This is a genomic window from Janibacter sp. GS2, from assembly GCF_051200835.1.
Lineage (GTDB): Bacteria > Actinomycetota > Actinomycetes > Actinomycetales > Dermatophilaceae > Janibacter.
On record NZ_CP195161.1, the window covers coordinates 1,194,772 to 1,212,710 of the forward strand.

A 17,939-nucleotide genomic window follows, 5' to 3' on the forward strand; every position below is an offset into this window, starting at 1 on the left:
ACACCCGTCAGACGACACCCGAACTTTTCGAGAGTCACCCTCGAGAGAACGAGAGTAGGAAACACGTGCTCGACGTCAATTTCTTCGACGAGCTGCGCATCGGCCTGGCCACCGCAGAGGACATCCGTGGCTGGAGCCACGGCGAGGTCAAGAAGCCCGAGACCATCAACTACCGCACCCTCAAGCCGGAGAAGGAGGGGCTGTTCTGCGAGCGCATCTTCGGCCCCACCCGGGACTGGGAGTGCTCCTGCGGCAAGTACAAGCGCGTCCGCTTCAAGGGCATCATCTGTGAGCGCTGTGGCGTCGAGGTCACCCGGGCCGGCGTGCGCCGTGAGCGCATGGGCCACATCGAGCTCGCCGCCCCGGTCACCCACATCTGGTACTTCAAGGGTGTCCCGTCGCGTCTGGGCTACCTCCTCGACCTGGCCCCGAAGGACCTCGAGAAGGTCATCTACTTCGCGGCCTACATGATCACCAGCGTCGACGAGGAGCAGCGTCACACCGACCTCCCCTCTCTCGAGGCGCAGATCGAGGCCGAGAAGAAGGAACTCGAGAACCGCCGCGACGCGGACGTCGAGACGCGCGCGCAGAAGCTCGAGAAGGACGTCGCCGAGCTCGAGGCCGAGGGCGCCAAGTCCGACATGAAGCGCAAGGTCCGCGACTCCGCCGAGCGCGAGATGAACCAGATCCGCAAGCGTGCCGACCAGCAGGTCGAGCGTCTGAGCCAGGTCTGGGACCGCTTCAAGAACCTCAAGGTCCAAGACCTCGAGGGCGACGAGATGCTCTACCGCGAGATGCGGGACCGCTTCGGTCTCTACTTCGAGGGTGGCATGGGCGCCACGGCGATCCAGAAGCGCCTCGAGGACTTCGACCTGACGGCCGAGTCGGAGAAGCTGCGCGAGATCATCGCGACCGGCAAGGGCCAGAAGAAGACTCGGGCGCTCAAGCGCCTCAAGGTCGTCACGGCCTTCCTCACGACGGACAACAAGCCGGCCGGCATGGTCTTGGGTGCGGTGCCGGTCATCCCGCCGGACCTGCGTCCGATGGTCCAGCTCGACGGTGGCCGCTTCGCCACCTCCGACCTGAACGACCTGTACCGCCGCGTCATCAACCGCAACAACCGCCTCAAGCGACTGCTTGACCTCGGTGCGCCCGAGATCATCGTCAACAACGAGAAGCGGATGCTGCAGGAGGCCGTCGACAACCTCTTCGACAACGGTCGCCGCGGTCGTGCGGTCACCGGTCCGGGCAACCGGCCGCTGAAGTCCCTGTCCGACATGCTCAAGGGCAAGCAGGGTCGCTTCCGTCAGAACCTCCTCGGCAAGCGTGTCGACTACTCCGGCCGTTCGGTCATCGTCGTCGGTCCGCAGCTGAAGCTGCACCAGTGCGGTCTGCCGAAGGCCATGGCGCTCGAGCTCTTCAAGCCCTTCGTCATGAAGCGGCTGGTGGACCTCGACCACGCCCAGAACATCAAGTCGGCCAAGCGCATGGTCGAGCGGCACCGCTCCGTCGTGTGGGACGTCCTCGAAGAGGTCATCACCGAGCACCCGGTCCTGCTCAACCGTGCGCCCACGCTGCACCGTCTGGGCATCCAGGCCTTCGAGCCGCAGCTGGTCGAGGGCAAGGCCATCCAGATCCACCCCCTCGTCTGCACCGCCTTCAACGCGGACTTCGACGGTGACCAGATGGCGGTGCACCTGCCGCTGAGCACGGAGGCCCAGGCCGAGGCCCGGATCCTCATGCTCTCGAGCAACAACATCCTCAAGCCGGCCGACGGTCGTCCCGTGACGATGCCGACGCAGGACATGATCATCGGGTTGTTCCACCTCACCTCCGAGGTGGAGCTGCAGACCGAGCACCCGCGTGCCTTCACCTCGACGGCCGAGGCCCGCATGGCCTTCGACGCCGGGGAGATCAAGATCGGCACGCCGATCAAGGTGCGGCTGAAGGACATCGTGCCCACGGCCGGCGCCGCGCTGCCCGAGGGTGTCGAGGCCAACGAGGACGGTCAGGTCGAGACCTGGCTGGCGGAGACCACGCTGGGTCGCGCGCTCTTCAACGAGACGCTGCCGGAGGACTACCCCTTCGTCAACGAGTCCGTCGACCGCAAGCGGCTGTCGACGATCGTCAACGACCTCGCCGAGCGCTACACCAAGGTGCAGGTCGCGGCGTCCCTGGACGCCCTCAAGGAGGCCGGCTTCCACTGGGCCTCCCGGTCCGGCACCACCGTGGCCGTCTCCGACGTCGTCACCCCCGCGCGCAAGCCGGAGATCCTCGCCTCCTACGAGGAGAAGGCGACGAAGGTCCAGAAGCAGTACGAGCGCGGTCTGATCACCGACGACGAGCGTCGTCAGGAGCAGATCGAGATCTGGACCCAGGCGACCAACGAGGTCTCCACGGAGATGCAGGGCAACTTCCCGAAGGACAACCCGATCTATCGGATGGTCTCCTCCGGCGCCCGAGGCAACTGGTTCCAGCTGCGTCAGATCGCCGGTATGCGTGGCCTCATGGCCAACCCGAAGGGCGAGATCATCCCCCGACCGATCCGCACGAACTTCCGTGAGGGCCTGTCGGTGGTCGAGTTCTTCATCTCCACGCACGGTGCTCGCAAGGGTCTGGCGGACACCGCCCTGCGGACGGCCGACTCGGGGTACCTCACCCGTCGTCTCGTCGACGTCTCCCAGGACGTCATCGTCCGCGAGGACGACTGCGGCACCGAGCGTGGCCTGACCATGCCGATCGCCCAGTTCGACGAGCTCACGGGTACCCGACGCCTCCACGACGACGTCGAGTTCACCGTCTACGGGCGCTGCCTCGCCTCCGATGTGGAGCACGAGGGACAGGTGCTCGCCGAGGCCGGTTCGGACCTGGGGGACGTCGTCATCGACCGGCTCTACGAGGCCGGCGTCGACGAGGTCAAGGTGCGCTCGGTCCTCACCTGCGAGTCGCGCGTCGGTACCTGCGCCAAGTGCTACGGCCGTTCGCTGGCCACGGGTCAGCTCGTCGACATCGGCGAGGCCGTCGGCATCGTCGCGGCCCAGTCGATCGGTGAGCCCGGCACCCAGCTGACGATGCGCACCTTCCACACCGGTGGTGTGGCCGGTGACGACATCACGCAGGGTCTGCCGCGAGTCGTCGAGCTCTTCGAGGCCCGCACGCCCAAGGGCGTCGCCCCGATCGCCGAGGCCGATGGCCGCGTGACGATCGAGGAGACGGACAAGGGCCGGCGCATCCTGCTCGTCGCGGACCGCGACGGCGAGGAGCACGCCTACCCGGTGTCCAAGCGTTCGCGCCTGCTCATCGAGGACGGTCAGCGCGTCCCGGTCGGGACCAAGCTCGTCCAGGGCGCGATCGATCCCAAGCAGGTTCTGCGCATCCTCGGGCCGCGTCACGCCCAGAAGCACCTCGTCGACGAGGTCCAGAGCGTGTACCGCCAGCAGGGTGTGTCGATCCACGACAAGCACATCGAGGTCATCGTCCGGCAGATGCTGCGACGGATCACCATCCTCGAGTCGGGAGAGACGGGTCTGCTGCCGGGGATGCTCGCCGAGCGTGCTCGCTTCGAGACGGAGAACCGTCGTGTCGTCGCCGAGGGCGGTCGCCCGGCCTCGGGTCGACCGGAGCTCATGGGGATCACCAAGGCCTCGCTGGCCACGGACTCCTGGCTCTCCGCCGCCTCCTTCCAGGAGACGACGCGCGTGCTCACCGAGGCGGCGATGGAGGGTCGTTCCGACCCGCTGCTCGGCCTGAAGGAGAACGTCATCCTCGGAAAGCTCATCCCGGCCGGAACGGGCCTGCCCCGCTACCGGAACGTGGACGTCGAGCCCACCGAGGAGGCCAAGGCGGCGATGTACTCGCTGCCGAACTACGACGAGTACGCCTACCCGGTCTTCGGTCCCGGATCCGGCGAGGCGATCCGCCTCGACGACCTCGACCTGGACGTCTGAGCCGACTCGCTCCACGACGGGGCCCTGCCGCACCAGCGGTGGGGCCCGTCGTGCGTCCATCCACGGGTGCGCGGAGCGGCAATTCGTCGACGCGATGTGACGCACGGGGCGAATGAGGCGCGGATGACGCGAGATCGCCGGGAAATCAAGGGAAACACGCCGTGGTCCGAGTCGACTACGGACACCGGTTCGTGGTTGATTGGTCCCTGTTCGCTTCACGAACTTCACAGATGGAGATCCACATGAACAAGTCTGAGCTCGCCAGCGCCGTCGCCGAGAAGGCCGGCGTGTCCGCGTCCGCGGCTTCCGAGGTCATCACCGCTCTCCAGGCGGTCCTGTCCGAGTCCGTCGCGAAGGGCGAGAAGGTCACCGTCCCCGGCTTCTTCAGCCTCGAGCGTGTCGAGCGCGCCGAGCGCAAGGGCCGCAACCCGCAGACCGGTGCCGAGATGACGATTCCCGGTGGGCACGCCGCCAAGCTCTCCGCCGGCAGCGCCCTCAAGGCCGCAGCCAAGGGCTGATCGCCTGCACTGACGAAGGGGGGTCGGTCACCGCACACGGTGACCGACCCCCCTTCGTCATGACCGCACCACCACGACGATGAGGGAGGATGAGACCCATGCCCGAGTCCTCCCAGCCCATGACCGTGCGGGCGACCTTTGCCCGCTGGGCCCTGGGCGGGGTCCTCGCCGTCGGCGCGCTCGTCCTGCTGCTCAAGCCGGGTGGGGTGAGCAAGTTGCTCGCCCTGGTGCTCGCGGGAGCCGCTGTCGCGGTCTTCACGCGGCGGGCTCGCTCGGACGCCACGATCATCTCCGTGGTCCTGCTGGCCGTCGCGGGCTTCTTCCTGGTGGCCTTCGTCACCGGCAACAGCGAGTGGATCACGGAGCGGTACTGATGCGAGACGACCTGATCATCCGGCGGGAGACCGCCGCCGACGCCACGGCGGTCGAGCTCCTCCACGACGCGGTCTTCGGGGTCCCGCAGGGGCGACGGGAGTCCGTGGAGCGTGAGCTCGTGCGGGGCCTGCGCGTGGACGGTGACGTCCTCGACGAGCTGACCTTCGTCGCCGAGCTCGAGGGCGAGGTCGTCGGTCACATCGTGTGCAGCCGCGCCACGCTGGGGCAGGCTGCGTCGGTCGGTCTCGGGCCGCTGGCCGTGCGGCCCGACCATCAGCGGCAGGGGATCGGTGCGGCCCTGATGATGTCCGTCGTCGCCAGCGCCGACCGGGTCTGGGAGCCCGTGCTCGTCCTGCTCGGGGACCCGGAGTACTACGGGTTCTTCGGCTTCGTGCCGGCCGCGAGCCTGGGGATCGTCTCGCCGGGGCCGTGGGAGGAGCAGCACTTCCAGGCCTTGGCTTTGCGCTCCTGGCGCGCCGACCGGGCCGGGGACTTTCGGTACGCGCCCGCCTTCGACCGGCTGGGCGCAGGGTGACGGATTTGTGACGCTTTCCGCGCGCCGGTATCGTTGTCCAGCGTGCGTGGCGCGACCATGTCGTGACACGCATGAGGGAGGCCGGTAACGGTCGCTCTCACACCTCTCGCCGGGCGTCTCGGCGTGGTCCTTCCGGTCCACGACGCGAAGTGCAGGGGGGAGCACCGCCGAAGACACACCCGAGCGCGGGGGTCGAGGGCGGCATCCAAGGAGCGTCGATCGGGCTCGTGCCCGGTGGTCGCAGACCACATCACCGAAACGTACGGAGACACAGGTTGCCTACCATCAACCAGTTGGTCCGCAAGGGCCGGCAGGACAAGACGACGAAGAACGCGACGCCCGCGCTCAAGGGTTCACCCCAGCGCCGCGGCGTGTGCACGCGCGTCTACACCACCACCCCCAAGAAGCCGAACTCTGCCCTTCGTAAGGTCGCCCGCGTGCGCCTCACGAGCGGTATCGAGGTCACGGCCTACATCCCGGGCGTCGGCCACAACCTGCAGGAGCACTCGATCGTGCTCGTCCGCGGTGGCCGAGTGAAGGACCTCCCCGGTGTCCGCTACAAGATCGTTCGCGGTTCGCTCGACACCCAGGGCGTCAAGGGTCGTCGCCAGGCCCGTAGCCGTTACGGCGCGAAGAAGGAGAAGAAGTAATGCCTCGCAAGGGTCCTGCTCCGAAGCGTCCCCTCGTCGTCGACCCGGTCTACCAGTCCCCGCTGGTGACCCAGCTGGTCAACAAGATCCTGCTCGACGGCAAGAAGTCCATCGCCGAGTCCATCGTCTACGACGCCCTCGAGGGCTGCCGCGAGAAGAGCGGTACGGACCCCGTCCAGACGCTCAAGCGTGCGCTGGACAACGTCCGGCCCTCCTTGGAGGTCAAGTCCCGCCGCGTCGGTGGTGCGACCTACCAGGTGCCGATCGAGGTCAAGCCCGGCCGTGCGACCACCCTGTCGCTGCGCTGGCTCGTCGGCTACGCCCGTCAGCGTCGCGAGAAGACGATGACCGAGCGCCTGATGAACGAGATCCTCGACGCGAGCAACGGCCTGGGCGCCGCGGTGAAGCGTCGCGAGGACACGCACAAGATGGCCGAGTCCAACAAGGCCTTCGCGCACTACCGCTGGTGACAGCAGGTCGGGGCCGGCCCGCACCGCCGGACCGGCCCCGACCACCAGCCCACCGCCTTCTTTGGCACACACGACCGCAACGAGCGAGATGAGATAACGAGTGGCACAGGACGTCCTGACGGACCTGACCAAGGTCCGAAACATCGGCATCATGGCGCACATCGACGCCGGCAAGACGACGACGACTGAGCGCATCCTCTTCTACACCGGGGTCAACCACAAGCTGGGTGAGACCCACGACGGTGCCTCCACCACCGACTGGATGGAGCAGGAGAAGGAGCGCGGCATCACGATCACCTCCGCCGCGGTCACCTCCTTCTGGGACGACACCCAGATCAACATCATCGACACCCCCGGCCACGTCGACTTCACCGTCGAGGTCGAGCGCTCGCTGCGCGTCCTCGACGGCGCCGTCGCGGTCTTCGACGGCAAGGAGGGCGTCGAGCCCCAGTCCGAGACGGTGTGGCGCCAGGCGGACAAGTACGACGTCCCCCGCATCGCCTTCGTCAACAAGATGGACAAGCTCGGTGCCGACTTCTACTTCACCGTCGACACGATCAAGGACCGCCTCGGCGCGGAGCCGCTGGTCATGCAGCTGCCGATCGGCTCCGAGAGCGACTTCATCGGCGTCGTCGACCTGATCACGATGCAGGCGCTCGTGTGGCCCGGCGACGCCAAGGGTGACGTCACCCTCGGTGCCTCCTACGAGACCCGCGAGATCCCGGAGGACCTCGAGGCGAAGGCCGCGGAGTACCGCAACCACCTCGTCGAGCGGGTCGCCGAGTCCGACGACGAGCTGATGGAGAAGTACCTCGGTGGCGAGGAGCTGACCATTGACGAGCTCAAGGCGGGCATCCGCAAGCTCACGGTCACCTCCGAGCTGTACCCGATCTTCTGCGGTTCCGCCTTCAAGAACCGCGGGGTCCAGCCGGTGCTCGACGCGGTGCGCGACTACCTGCCCAACCCGCTCGACGTGCCGGCCATGGAGGGTCACGCCCCGGGCGACGAGGAGGAGGTCGTGCTGCGCAAGCCGAGCACCGAGGAGCCCTTCTCCGCGCTCGCCTTCAAGATCGCGGCCCACCCCTTCTTCGGCACGCTGACCTTCATCCGCGTCTACTCCGGTCGGCTCACCCCGGGGACCCAGGTCCTCAACTCGACCAAGGGCAAGAAGGAGCGCATCGGGAAGCTCTTCCAGATGCACGCCAACAAGGAGAACCCGGTCGAGGAGGCGATGGCGGGCCACATCTACGCCGTCATCGGTCTCAAGGAGACGACGACGGGTGACACCCTGAGCGACATCACCTCGCCGGTCATCCTCGAGTCGATGTCCTTCCCCGCGCCGGTCATCCAGGTGGCCATCGAGCCGAAGACGAAGAGCGACCAGGAGAAGCTGGGCAGCGCGATCCAGCGTCTTGTCGCCGAGGACCCGACCTTCCAGGTCTCCCTCGACGAGGAGACCGGTCAGACGATCATCGCCGGCATGGGCGAGCTCCACCTCGACGTCTTCGTCGACCGGATGAAGCGCGAGTTCAAGGTCGAGGCGAACATCGGCAAGCCGCAGGTCGCCTACCGCGAGACGATCCGCAAGGCCGTCGTCAAGCACGACTACACGCACAAGAAGCAGACCGGTGGTTCCGGGCAGTTCGCCAAGGTCCAGCTGACCTTCGAGCCGCTGGACACCCAGGAGGACGGCGAGCTCTACGAGTTCAAGAACTCCGTCACCGGTGGTCGCATCCCGCGTGAGTACATCCCCAGCGTCGACGCCGGTATCCAGGACGCCATGCAGTACGGCGTGCTCGCCGGGTACCCCGTCGTCGGGATCAAGGCGACGCTGCTCGACGGTCAGTTCCACGACGTCGACTCCTCGGAGATGGCGTTCAAGATCGCCGGGTCGATGGCCTTCAAGGAGGCCGCACGCAAGGCCGACCCGGTGCTCATGGAGCCGATGATGAGGGTCGAGGTGCGCACACCCGAGGACTACATGGGTGACGTCATCGGCGACATCAACTCCCGTCGCGGTCACGTCCAGTCCATGGAGGACATCAGCGGTGCGAAGGTCGTCACCGGCCTCGTCCCCCTGTCGGAGATGTTCGGTTACGTCGGTGACCTGCGGTCGAAGACCCAGGGTCGGGCGAACTACTCCATGGAGTTCGACTCGTACGCAGAGGTTCCCAAGAGCGTCGCCGAGGAGATCATCAAGAAGGTTCGTGGAGAGTGACCGGTTAGCATGACCGGCATCTGACACGACACGCACGACAACCCACCATCCACGCCACCCTGCCGGGCAAAGGCGTAACCAAGAAGACGTCCTGAGGAGGACAACACAGTGGCGAAGGCAAAGTTCGAGCGGAGCAAGCCGCACGTCAACATCGGCACCATCGGTCACATCGACCATGGCAAGACGACGCTGACTGCTGCGATTTCCAAGGTGCTCCACGACAAGCTCCCCCAGTTGAACGAGGCTTCCCCGTTCGACTCGATCGACAAGGCGCCGGAGGAGAAGCAGCGCGGGATCACGATCTCGGTCTCGCACATCGAGTACCAGACCGAGGGTCGTCACTACGCGCACGTCGACTGCCCGGGTCACGCTGACTACGTCAAGAACATGATCACCGGTGCGGCCCAGATGGACGGCGCGATCCTCGTGGTCGCCGCCACCGACGGCCCGATGCCGCAGACGAAGGAGCACGTCCTCCTGGCCCGCCAGGTCGGCGTCCCCTACATCGTCGTCGCGCTCAACAAGGCCGACATGGTCGACGACGAGGAGATCATGGAGCTCGTCGAGATGGAGGTCCGCGAGCTGCTGTCCTCCTACGAGTTCCCGGGCGACGACGTCCCGGTCGTCAAGGTCTCGGCGCTCAAGGCGCTCGAGGGCGACGAGAAGTGGAGCGACTCGGTCATGGAGCTCATGAACGCGGTTGACGAGTACGTTCCGGAGCCGGAGCGCGACCTCGACAAGCCGTTCATGATGCCCGTCGAGGACGTCTTCACGATCACCGGTCGTGGCACCGTCGTCACCGGCCGGATCGAGCGCGGCGTCCTCAACGTCAACAACGAGGTCGAGATCGTCGGCATCCGCGAGAACAAGCAGACCACGACGGTCACGGGCATCGAGATGTTCCGCAAGCTGCTCGACGAGGGTCGTGCGGGCGAGAACGTCGGCCTGCTCCTTCGCGGCACCAAGCGCGAGGACGTCGAGCGCGGCCAGGTCGTCTGCAAGCCGGGTTCGATCACCCCGCACACCGAGTTCGAGGGTCAGGTCTACATCCTCTCGAAGGAGGAGGGTGGCCGGCACACGCCGTTCTACGACAGCTACCGTCCGCAGTTCTACTTCCGGACGACCGACGTCACCGGCGTCGTCACGCTGCCCGAGGGCACCGAGATGGTCATGCCCGGCGACAACACCGACATGAAGGTCGAGCTGATCCAGCCGATCGCCATGGAGGAGGGTCTCCAGTTCAACATCCGCGAGGGTGGCCGCACCGTCGGCGCCGGTCGCGTCACCAAGATCGTCAAGTGATCCTGGGCTGACCCCGGTCAGCGTGGTGAAGGGCCCGTCTCCCCGTCAGGGGAGGCGGGCCCTTCGCCGTCACCGGGGGTCACAGTCGCCCGGCCGCGGACCACACCCCCGGGGGGATGAACCAGCCGTCGTCGACGAGGGCCTCGCGCAGGGCGGCGCGGTTGCGGGTGGGGCGATGGGCGGCCCGGTACCGGGCCCGGCCGCGTTCGAGGTGGCTGCGCACCGTCTCGGTGCGCAGGGTCAGGACCCGCCCGAGGTAGGCGGGGGAGTGTCCCCGGGTCCCCGCGTAGAGGCAGAGCACCTGCAGCTCGCGGTCGGTGAGTCGGGCGACGGGCGGCGCCGCGGCCGTGACCTGCGCGCGCGGTCGGGTCCGGTGCTGCGCGATCCGGCCGATGAGGTCGGCGGTCTCGGTCAGGCCGAGGGTCGGCTCGATCCAGGCCCACGCCCCTTCGGCGCTCGCGCGGCGGGCGAAGGGGGAGTCCCTCCCCGGTCCGAGGACGACGGCTCGGGAGCCGAGTCGGCGCAGGGCCCGCACCTTCAGGGCGAGTGGGACGTGGTCGTCGAGGAGGGCGTCGAGGACGACGATGTCGCCGGCGAAGTCCCACTCGACCTGGAAGTCGGTCCAGGAGTGCACGGAGCTGACCACGGTCACGGACGGGTCGCCCCGACTGAGCTCATCCCGCAGGGCCGTCGTCACCACGGGGGAGGTGTGGACGATGTCCAAGCGCAGGAGGGGGAACATCGGCATCATGGTCTCATGGCAGTCGACGCCGAGGTCGTGGTCTGGTCGGCGTGGTCCCTGCACGCCGACGCCGTCGTCGCCGCCCTGCGGCGGGGCGGTCTGGAGGCGCAGGGGGTGCGGGACCCCAGGGCCGCGGAGGCTCTGCTCGTGGTCGGCCTGCCCGTGGCGGACATGGGCCGGTTGCTCCGGAGCCGACGGAGCGAGGAGCGGGCGACGATCGTCTGGGGCGGCACCCTGCCCCTTCCGCGGATCGCTGCGCTGCGCGAGGCGGGGTGCGCCGGGTACGTGTCGATGTTGCAGTCACCGGGGGAGCTCGCCCGGGTCGTGCGGCAGGTCATCGTCGGTGCGGACGCCGTGTGGCCCGACCCGCTCCCGCACGGGCCGCCGCTGACTTCCCGGGAGCTCGAGGTGGCGCAGGCCTATCTCGTGAGGTGGGCGGATCGTCCACGCGCCGAGGTGGCCGCTCGGCTCGGGGTGAGCGATCGGACCCTCAAGGTGCACATCGCCAACATCCGTGCCAAGAGCGGGCACGAGGGCACCGCCACGCGGGAGGGACTGCGGCGCGCGCTCGTCCTCCAGGGGCGGTTGGACTAGTCCTTCTGAGGGCAAAACGCTCGGAGGCGCTGGGGCGTTCCTAGGGTGTGATCTGGGTCCCTCGACAGGGAGGGTCCCACGGGAGGAACCCACACCATCGCGCCGGGGCGAGCATGCTCGGCGCACCCCGTTCGCGCCTGTCCGCAGAGAGACCCGCCACGTGAACTCTGAGATCACCAGCCCCTCACGCCGCCAGATCGCGAAGGGTGCCGCTTGGGCCGTCCCCGCCGTCGCCGTCGCGGCCGCTGCCCCCTCGCTCGCCGCCTCGACCTGCCCCCCGCCCGTGGTCGCGGTCAACTGCCCGCCCCTGTTGACGACGCAGCAGCTGACCTTCACGATCACCAACCCCTCCAGCAGCACGTGCGACCTTCCCGAGGGGGAGGTCATCACGGTGGACCGAGGTGGGTTGGCCGGCGTCCAGGTGGGGCCGCTCAATGACCTCAACGTGGGTGTGGAGCTGTTGTTCACCGATGCGAACACGGCGGAGTTGACCGCGCCCCTCGCGCCGGGCGAGAGCATCACCTTCCAGGTCTTCCCCCGCGGTCTCGCTACCGTGTCGGCCCTGCAGAACGTGACCGTGGCCATCCAGGGGGCCTCCGCCACCCAGGGCTACACCATCATCTCGCTCCTCGGTCTCTCCGTGGCGATCTGCGGTCTGGGCTGACCTTCGTCTGCGCGCCACCCGCCCGCCGTCCGGATCCGGACGGCGGGCGGGTGCGTGTGCGGAGGGTGGGGGAGCCCCCTTCGCCCTAGGGTGGTCCTGACCGCCGCCCCCGACGACGAAGGCGCCACGCCCCATGGCCAGCGACACGACGACCGCCCCGGACGACTCCGGCCCGACGGGCGCCACCTCCGCCTCCGAGGAGGGGACCGCTGCTCCGCTGCGGCGCCTCCCCCCGCGCGGGTGGCTGTTCGCGATGAAGAAGGCGGTCAAGGAGTTCAGCGGGGACGGGTGCACGGATCTGGCCGCTTCCCTGACCTACTTCTCCGTGCTGTCGATCTTCCCGGCGATGCTCGCCATGGTCTCCATCCTCGGACTGGTCGGGGAGCCCGAGGAGACCAAGCAGACGGTCCTCGACGTGCTCCGGCAGCTCGGTCAGGGCCAGGCCGTCGAGACGATCTCGGGCCCGCTGGACCAGATGGTCAACTCGCCCGCGGCGGGAGTCGGCCTCGCGATCGGTCTCGCCGGCGCCCTCTGGTCGGCCTCCGGCTACGTCGGCGCCTTCGGCCGTGCCCTCAACCGGATCTACGACGTCGCCGAGGGGCGCGGCTTCATCAAGCTGCGTCCGGCCCAGCTGCTCGTCACCGCCGTCCTGCTCGTGCTCGCCTCCCTGAGCGTCCTGGCCATCGCGGTCAGCGGAGAGTTGGCCCGAGCGATCGGCGCGACGATCGGCCTCGGCCAGGCTGCGGTCACGACGTGGAACCTCGCGAAGTGGCCCGTCATCCTGCTCGTCGTCATCTTCATGATCGGCCTGCTCTACTGGGCCACTCCCAACGTCAGGCGACCGTGGCGCTGGCTGAGCACCGGCGCCGCCGTGGCCCTGCTCGTCGCCATCCTCGCTTCCGTGGCCTTCGGGTTCTACGTCTCCAACTTCAGCTCCTACAACAAGACCTACGGTTCACTCGCCGGCGTCATCGTCTTCCTGCTCTGGTTGTGGATCATCAACAACGTCCTGCTCTTCGGCGCCGAGATCGACGCGGAGCTGATGCGCTCCCGTCAGCTGCAGGCCGGGCTGCCCGCTGAGCAGGGGCTCCACCTCCCGCCGCGCGACACGACCAAGTCCGACGCCGCAGCGGCTGCCCACGAGGTCGTGACCGAGGAGGCCCGGACCCTGCGGATCAAGGGCCTGCAGGACCAGGGGAAGTCCACCGCAGAGCTGGCCCCGAAGACCCGCGACTAACCGGTGACGTCGGGCTGCCCGGGGCGGATTTGGACTGCGCGCGATCGCTCTGGCACACTGTTCAGGTTGCTTGTTGAGCGGTAACGCCGTGATCGGAATTGCCCTGATCGTACGGAATTGCCGCCGCCCCGATGACAACGCATCGAACCGCCCATGGCGGGGCGACACATCGGACGAGAGCATGATCCGGCGCGACCGGGTCGACGACCACGATGCACGACAGGGCCTCCGGGCGCGTCGCCGCGTTGCGGAGCGGGTGCGACACACCCGACCGCGTGGGTCGCAGACCTGATCGGGCCGACACAGACCAGGCAAGACGGCGAGAGAGAGACGGAAGCACAGATGGCGGGACAGAAGATCCGCATCCGGTTGAAGTCGTATGACCATGAGGTCATCGACAACTCGGCGCGAAAGATCGTCGACACCGTGACCCGTGCCGGCGCGACGGTGGTCGGCCCGGTGCCGCTGCCGACGGAGAAGAACGTGTTCTGCGTCATCCGGTCGCCGCACAAGTACAAGGACAGCCGCGAGCACTTCGAGATGCGCACGCACAAGCGCCTCATCGACATCATCGATCCGACGCCCAAGGCCGTCGACTCGCTGATGCGTCTCGACCTCCCGGCTGACGTCAACATCGAGATCAAGCTCTGATCCGGGGAGACGAGACATGACCAACACCATGACCAAGACCGTCAAGGGCGTCCTCGGCGAGAAGCTCGGCATGACGCAGGTCTGGGACGAGGACAATCGCCTCGTTCCCGTGACCGTCATCCAGGCTGGCCCGAATGTCGTGACCCAGATCCGCACCCCCGAGACGGATGGCTACTCGGCCGTCCAGCTCGCGTTCGGTGCCATCGACCCCCGCAAGGTGAACCAGCCCAAGAGCGGTCACTTCGCCAAGGCCGGCGCGACCCCGCGTCGTCACCTCGTCGAGCTGCGGACGACCGATGCTGCCGACTACACCCTCGGCCAGGAGGTGACCGTCGAGCTGTTCGAGACCGGACAGGCCATCGACGTCACCGGCACGACCAAGGGCAAGGGCTTCGCCGGCGTCATGAAGCGCCACGGGTTCCACGGCGTCAGCGCCTCCCACGGCGCCCACCGCAACCACCGCAAGCCCGGCTCGATCGGTGGCTGCGCCACCCCGGGTCGCGTCTTCAAGGGGATGCGTATGGCCGGCCGCATGGGCGGCGAGCGCCAGACCACCCAGAACCTCACGATCCACGCGGTCGACGCCGACAAGGGCCTCCTGCTCGTCAAGGGTGCCGTCCCCGGCGCCCGCGGCGGCATCGTCCTCGTCCGCGCCTCTGTGAAGGGAGCCTGACGTGCCGACCATCGACATCATCAGCCCGCAGGGTGCTGCCTCCGGCACCATCGAGCTGCCCGCCGAGATCTTCGACGTGCAGGTCAACGTTCCGCTGATCCACCAGGTCGTCGTGGCCCAGCTCGCCGCTGCGCGGGCGGGCACCCACTCGACCAAGACCCGCGCCGACGTGCGCGGCGGTGGCCGCAAGCCCTACCGCCAGAAGGGCACGGGCCGCGCCCGTCAGGGCTCGATCCGTGCGCCGCAGTTCGCCGGTGGTGGCATCGTCCACGGCCCGCAGCCGCGTGACTACAGCCAGCGCACCCCCAAGAAGATGAAGGCCGCCGCCCTGCGCGGAGCCCTGTCGGACCGGGCGCGTCACGGCCGCATCCACGTGCTGAGCAGCCTCGTCGACGGGGACGCACCCTCGACGAAGGCCGTCAGTGGCCTCCTCGGTGAGTTGGGCGAGCGCAAGAACCTGCTCGTCGTCATCGAGCGCGGCAACGCGATCGCGTGGAAGTCGGTGCGCAACCTCGCCGATGTCCACATCCTCGCTGCCGACCAGCTCAACACCTACGACGTCCTGTGCAGCGACGACATCGTCTTCACCCAGGCGGCTCTCGAGGCCTTCCTCGCCGGGCCCGCCCCCAAGACCACCCCGGAGGCGGACAAGTGAACAAGTCGCTCTCAAGTGCGTCCCAGATCAAGGACCCGCGCGACATCCTCATCCGGCCTGTCGTGTCGGAGAAGTCGTACGGCCTGCTCGACGAGGGCAAGTACACCTTCATCGTCGACCCGCGCGCGAACAAGACCGCGATCAAGATCGCCGTTGAGCAGATCTTCGACGTCAAGGTCGACTCCGTGCACACCATGAACCGTGTCGGCAAGGCCCGACGCACGCGGTTCGGCACCGGTAAGCGCAAGGACACGAAGCGCGCGATCGTCTCCCTCCGTGAGGGCACGATCGACATCTTCGGCGGCCAGGGCTGACGGAGAGGACAAGGAAGAACCAATGGGTATCCGTAAGTACAAGCCGACCACTCCCGGTCGCCGCGGCAGTTCCGTCGCCGACTTCGTCGAGGTCACTCGCACGACGCCGGAGAAGTCGCTGGTCCGCCCGCTGAGCAAGTCCGGTGGCCGCAACGCCTCCGGGCGCATCACCACCCGGCACATCGGTGGTGGCCACAAGCGCGCCTATCGCGTCATCGACTTCCGTCGCCACGACAAGGACGGCGTCCCCGCGAAGGTCGCTCACATCGAGTACGACCCCAACCGCACGGCCCGCATCGCGCTGCTGCACTACGCGGACGGTGAGAAGCGCTACATCCTGGCGCCCAACCGCCTCGCGCAGGGCACGACGATCGAGAACGGTCCGTCCGCGGACATCAAGGTCGGTAACAACCTGCCGCTGCGCAACATCCCCAACGGCACGACGATCCACGCCGTGGAGCTGCGTCCCGGTGGCGGCGCCAAGATGGCCCGCTCCGCCGGAGCCAGCATCCAGCTGCTCGCCAAGGAGGGCCAGCTCGCCACGCTGCGCATGCCCTCCGGCGAGGTCCGTCGCGTCGACGCGCGGTGCCGCGCCACCGTCGGTGAGGTCGGCAACGCCGAGCAGTCGAACATCAGCTGGGGCAAGGCCGGCCGCATGCGATGGAAGGGCAAGCGCCCGACCGTCCGTGGTGTCGTCATGAACCCGGTCGACCACCCGCACGGTGGTGGTGAGGGTCGCACATCCGGCGGTCGCCACCCCGTCTCGCCCTGGGGCAAGCCCGAGGGACGAACCCGGCGTCCCGGCAAGGCGAGCGACAAGCTCATCGTCCGTCGCCGCCGCACCGGCAAGAAGCGCTGATAGGAGCCTCAAGGACATGCCTCGTAGTTTGAAGAAGGGCCCCTTCATCGACGACCACCTTCAGAAGAAGGTCGACGTCCAGAACGAAGCGGGCAGCAAGAACGTCATCAAGACCTGGTCGCGTCGTTCGGTGATCTCGCCGGACATGCTCGGCCACACCTTCGCCGTGCACGACGGCCGCAAGCACGTCCCGGTGTTCGTCACCGAGGCGATGGTCGGCCACAAGCTCGGCGAGTTCGCACCGACCCGCACCTTCCGCGGCCACGTGAAGGACGACAAGAAGGGACGTCGTCGCTGATGCCCGGCACCGAGACCACTGAGCAGGAGGCGCTCATCGCGCGTGCCTCCGCACGCCACGTGCGCGTCACGCCGATGAAGGCGCGTCGCGTCGTCGACCTCATCCGCGGCAAGGACACCCAGACCGCGATCGCCACGTTGGAGTTCGCGCCCCAGGGTGCGTCCGAGCCGACCCTGAAGGTCCTCAAGAGCGCCATCGCCAACCTGCGCGTCAAGGCCGACGAGCACGGGGAGGCGTTCGACGAGCGCAATCTCGTCGTCACCTCGGCCTACGTCGACGAGGGCCCCACGATGAAGCGTTTCCGTCCGCGGGCCCAGGGCCGCGCCGGCCGGATCAACAAGCGCACCAGCCACATCACCGTCCTCGTGACGAGCAAGCCTGAGAAGGCCGCGAAGGGAGGAGCCCGCTGATGGGTCAGAAAATCAACCCGCACGGCTTCCGTCTGGGCATCACCAACGACCACAAGAGCCGCTGGTTCGCCGACTCCAACAAGGAGGGTCAGCGCTACCGCGACTACGTCAAGGAAGACGTGGCGATCCGCAAGCTCCTGTCCACGGGCATGGAGCGGGCCGGCATCGCTCGCGTCGAGATCGAGCGGACCCGCGACCGCGTTCGGGTGGACATCCACACCGCGCGTCCGGGCATCGTCATCGGTCGCCGCGGCGCCGAGGCCGACCGGATCCGTGGTGAGCTCGAGAAGCTCACCGGCAAGCAGGTCCAGCTGAACATCCTCGAGGTGAAGAACCCCGAGATCGAGGCCCAGCTCGTCGCCCAGGGCATCGCGGAGCAGCTTGCTGCCCGTGTGACCTTCCGCCGCGCCATGCGCAAGGGAATGCAGTCCTCCCTTCGCGCCGGTGCCAAGGGCATCCGGATCCAGTGCTCCGGTCGCCTCGGTGGGGCCGAGATGTCGCGTTCGGAGTTCTACCGCGAGGGCCGCGTGCCGCTGCACACCCTCCGGGCGAACATCGACTACGGCTTCTACGAGGCCCGCACGACCTTCGGCCGCATCGGGGTCAAGGTCTGGATCTACAAGGGCGACATGACCGAGAAGGAGTACGCGGCCCAGCAGGCCAGCGCGGCTCCCCGTGGTCGTGGCCCGCGTCGTGACCGCGACGACCGTCCCGCCCGCGCCCGCCGTGGTGGCGACCGCACCGAGGCCGAGGGCAAGCAGGCCCAGGCCCCCGCTGCGGAGGCTCCTGCCGCTGAGGCGCCGGCACAGACCGAGGGAGAGTCCTGA

20 protein-coding genes are annotated in these 17,939 nt (G+C 68.0%); 19 read left to right on the forward strand and 1 reads right to left on the reverse strand.

Annotation, left to right across the window (positions count from 1 at the left end; all coding sequences use genetic code 11):
* Nucleotides 1-65 precede the first annotated feature (65 nt).
* The 8 genes from ACR9E9_RS05850 (at nt 66) to tuf (ending at nt 10,015) form a co-directional block, all read left to right on the forward strand.
* Nucleotides 66-3,947 (forward strand): DNA-directed RNA polymerase subunit beta', encoded by a 3,882-nt coding sequence (locus ACR9E9_RS05850; RefSeq protein WP_435202610.1) that lies wholly within the window; start codon nt 66-68, stop codon nt 3,945-3,947.
* 242 nt (nt 3,948-4,189) lie between these two features.
* Nucleotides 4,190-4,465 (forward strand): HU family DNA-binding protein, encoded by a 276-nt coding sequence (locus tag ACR9E9_RS05855; protein WP_435202612.1) that lies wholly within the window; start codon nt 4,190-4,192, stop codon nt 4,463-4,465.
* A 98-nt stretch (nt 4,466-4,563) separates the two neighbouring features.
* Nucleotides 4,564-4,839: a hypothetical protein gene (locus tag ACR9E9_RS05860; RefSeq protein ID WP_435202614.1), complete on the forward strand. Its 276-nt coding sequence runs from the start codon at nt 4,564-4,566 to the stop codon at nt 4,837-4,839.
* Nucleotides 4,839-5,375: a GNAT family N-acetyltransferase gene (locus tag ACR9E9_RS05865; protein ID WP_435202616.1), complete on the forward strand. Its 537-nt coding sequence runs from the start codon at nt 4,839-4,841 to the stop codon at nt 5,373-5,375. The genes ACR9E9_RS05860 and ACR9E9_RS05865 overlap by 1 nt, the downstream gene beginning before the upstream one ends.
* Before the next feature lie 275 nt (nt 5,376-5,650).
* Entirely contained in the window at nt 5,651-6,025 is a 375-nt protein-coding gene (gene rpsL, locus ACR9E9_RS05870) for a 30S ribosomal protein S12 (protein ID WP_435202618.1), read from the forward strand.
* Nucleotides 6,025-6,495 carry a 30S ribosomal protein S7 gene (gene rpsG, locus ACR9E9_RS05875; protein WP_435202620.1) on the forward strand — a complete coding sequence of 157 codons (471 nt, stop codon included), beginning with the start codon at nt 6,025-6,027 and terminating at the stop codon, nt 6,493-6,495. Before rpsL ends, rpsG begins: the two co-directional genes overlap by 1 nt.
* A gap of 100 nt (nt 6,496-6,595) precedes the next feature.
* Entirely contained in the window at nt 6,596-8,713 is a 2,118-nt protein-coding gene (fusA, locus tag ACR9E9_RS05880) for an elongation factor G (RefSeq protein WP_435202622.1), read from the forward strand.
* Nucleotides 8,714-8,821: 108 nt separating this feature from the next.
* A complete protein-coding gene (tuf, locus tag ACR9E9_RS05885; RefSeq protein ID WP_435202624.1) occupies nt 8,822-10,015 on the forward strand; it encodes an elongation factor Tu in 1,194 nt (397 codons plus the stop codon).
* A gap of 79 nt (nt 10,016-10,094) precedes the next feature.
* On the opposite strand, the gene ACR9E9_RS05890 is transcribed toward tuf, so the two are convergent.
* Nucleotides 10,095-10,757 (reverse strand): hypothetical protein, encoded by a 663-nt coding sequence (locus ACR9E9_RS05890; protein ID WP_435202626.1) that lies wholly within the window; start codon nt 10,755-10,757, stop codon nt 10,095-10,097.
* Between the two features lie 15 nt (nt 10,758-10,772).
* Between ACR9E9_RS05890 and ACR9E9_RS05895 the strand changes: the two genes are divergently transcribed.
* The 11 genes from ACR9E9_RS05895 to rpsC all read left to right on the forward strand — a co-directional run bounded on the left by ACR9E9_RS05895 (nt 10,773) and on the right by rpsC (nt 17,939).
* The gene (locus tag ACR9E9_RS05895) at nt 10,773-11,351 is read left to right on the forward strand and encodes a LuxR C-terminal-related transcriptional regulator (protein ID WP_435202628.1); all 579 of its coding nucleotides are present in this window, start codon (nt 10,773-10,775) and stop codon (nt 11,349-11,351) included.
* A 160-nt stretch (nt 11,352-11,511) separates the two neighbouring features.
* Nucleotides 11,512-12,015, forward strand: coding sequence for a hypothetical protein (locus ACR9E9_RS05900; RefSeq protein WP_435202630.1), 504 nt, complete (start codon nt 11,512-11,514; stop codon nt 12,013-12,015).
* Between the two features lie 133 nt (nt 12,016-12,148).
* Nucleotides 12,149-13,252 carry a YihY/virulence factor BrkB family protein gene (locus ACR9E9_RS05905; protein WP_435202632.1) on the forward strand — a complete coding sequence of 368 codons (1,104 nt, stop codon included), beginning with the start codon at nt 12,149-12,151 and terminating at the stop codon, nt 13,250-13,252.
* Nucleotides 13,253-13,594: 342 nt separating this feature from the next.
* Nucleotides 13,595-13,903, forward strand: a complete 309-nt coding sequence (rpsJ, locus tag ACR9E9_RS05910; protein ID WP_007924661.1) for a 30S ribosomal protein S10 — start codon at nt 13,595-13,597, stop codon at nt 13,901-13,903.
* 16 nt (nt 13,904-13,919) lie between these two features.
* The gene (rplC, locus tag ACR9E9_RS05915) at nt 13,920-14,576 is read left to right on the forward strand and encodes a 50S ribosomal protein L3 (protein WP_435202635.1); all 657 of its coding nucleotides are present in this window, start codon (nt 13,920-13,922) and stop codon (nt 14,574-14,576) included.
* 1 nt (nt 14,577) lies between these two features.
* The gene (rplD, locus tag ACR9E9_RS05920; protein ID WP_435202637.1) at nt 14,578-15,231 is read left to right on the forward strand and encodes a 50S ribosomal protein L4; all 654 of its coding nucleotides are present in this window, start codon (nt 14,578-14,580) and stop codon (nt 15,229-15,231) included.
* Complete coding sequence (rplW, locus tag ACR9E9_RS05925; RefSeq protein WP_435202639.1) at nt 15,228-15,545, forward strand: 50S ribosomal protein L23; 318 nt, start codon at nt 15,228-15,230, stop codon at nt 15,543-15,545. The genes rplD and rplW overlap by 4 nt, the downstream gene beginning before the upstream one ends.
* Before the next feature lie 22 nt (nt 15,546-15,567).
* Nucleotides 15,568-16,404 carry a 50S ribosomal protein L2 gene (rplB, locus tag ACR9E9_RS05930; RefSeq protein WP_435202641.1) on the forward strand — a complete coding sequence of 279 codons (837 nt, stop codon included), beginning with the start codon at nt 15,568-15,570 and terminating at the stop codon, nt 16,402-16,404.
* Nucleotides 16,405-16,420: 16 nt separating this feature from the next.
* Entirely contained in the window at nt 16,421-16,702 is a 282-nt protein-coding gene (gene rpsS, locus ACR9E9_RS05935) for a 30S ribosomal protein S19 (protein ID WP_435202643.1), read from the forward strand.
* Nucleotides 16,702-17,112 (forward strand): 50S ribosomal protein L22, encoded by a 411-nt coding sequence (rplV, locus tag ACR9E9_RS05940; RefSeq protein ID WP_435202645.1) that lies wholly within the window; start codon nt 16,702-16,704, stop codon nt 17,110-17,112. The genes rpsS and rplV overlap by 1 nt, the downstream gene beginning before the upstream one ends.
* A complete protein-coding gene (gene rpsC / locus ACR9E9_RS05945) occupies nt 17,112-17,939 on the forward strand; it encodes a 30S ribosomal protein S3 (protein ID WP_435202647.1) in 828 nt (275 codons plus the stop codon). The genes rplV and rpsC overlap by 1 nt, the downstream gene beginning before the upstream one ends.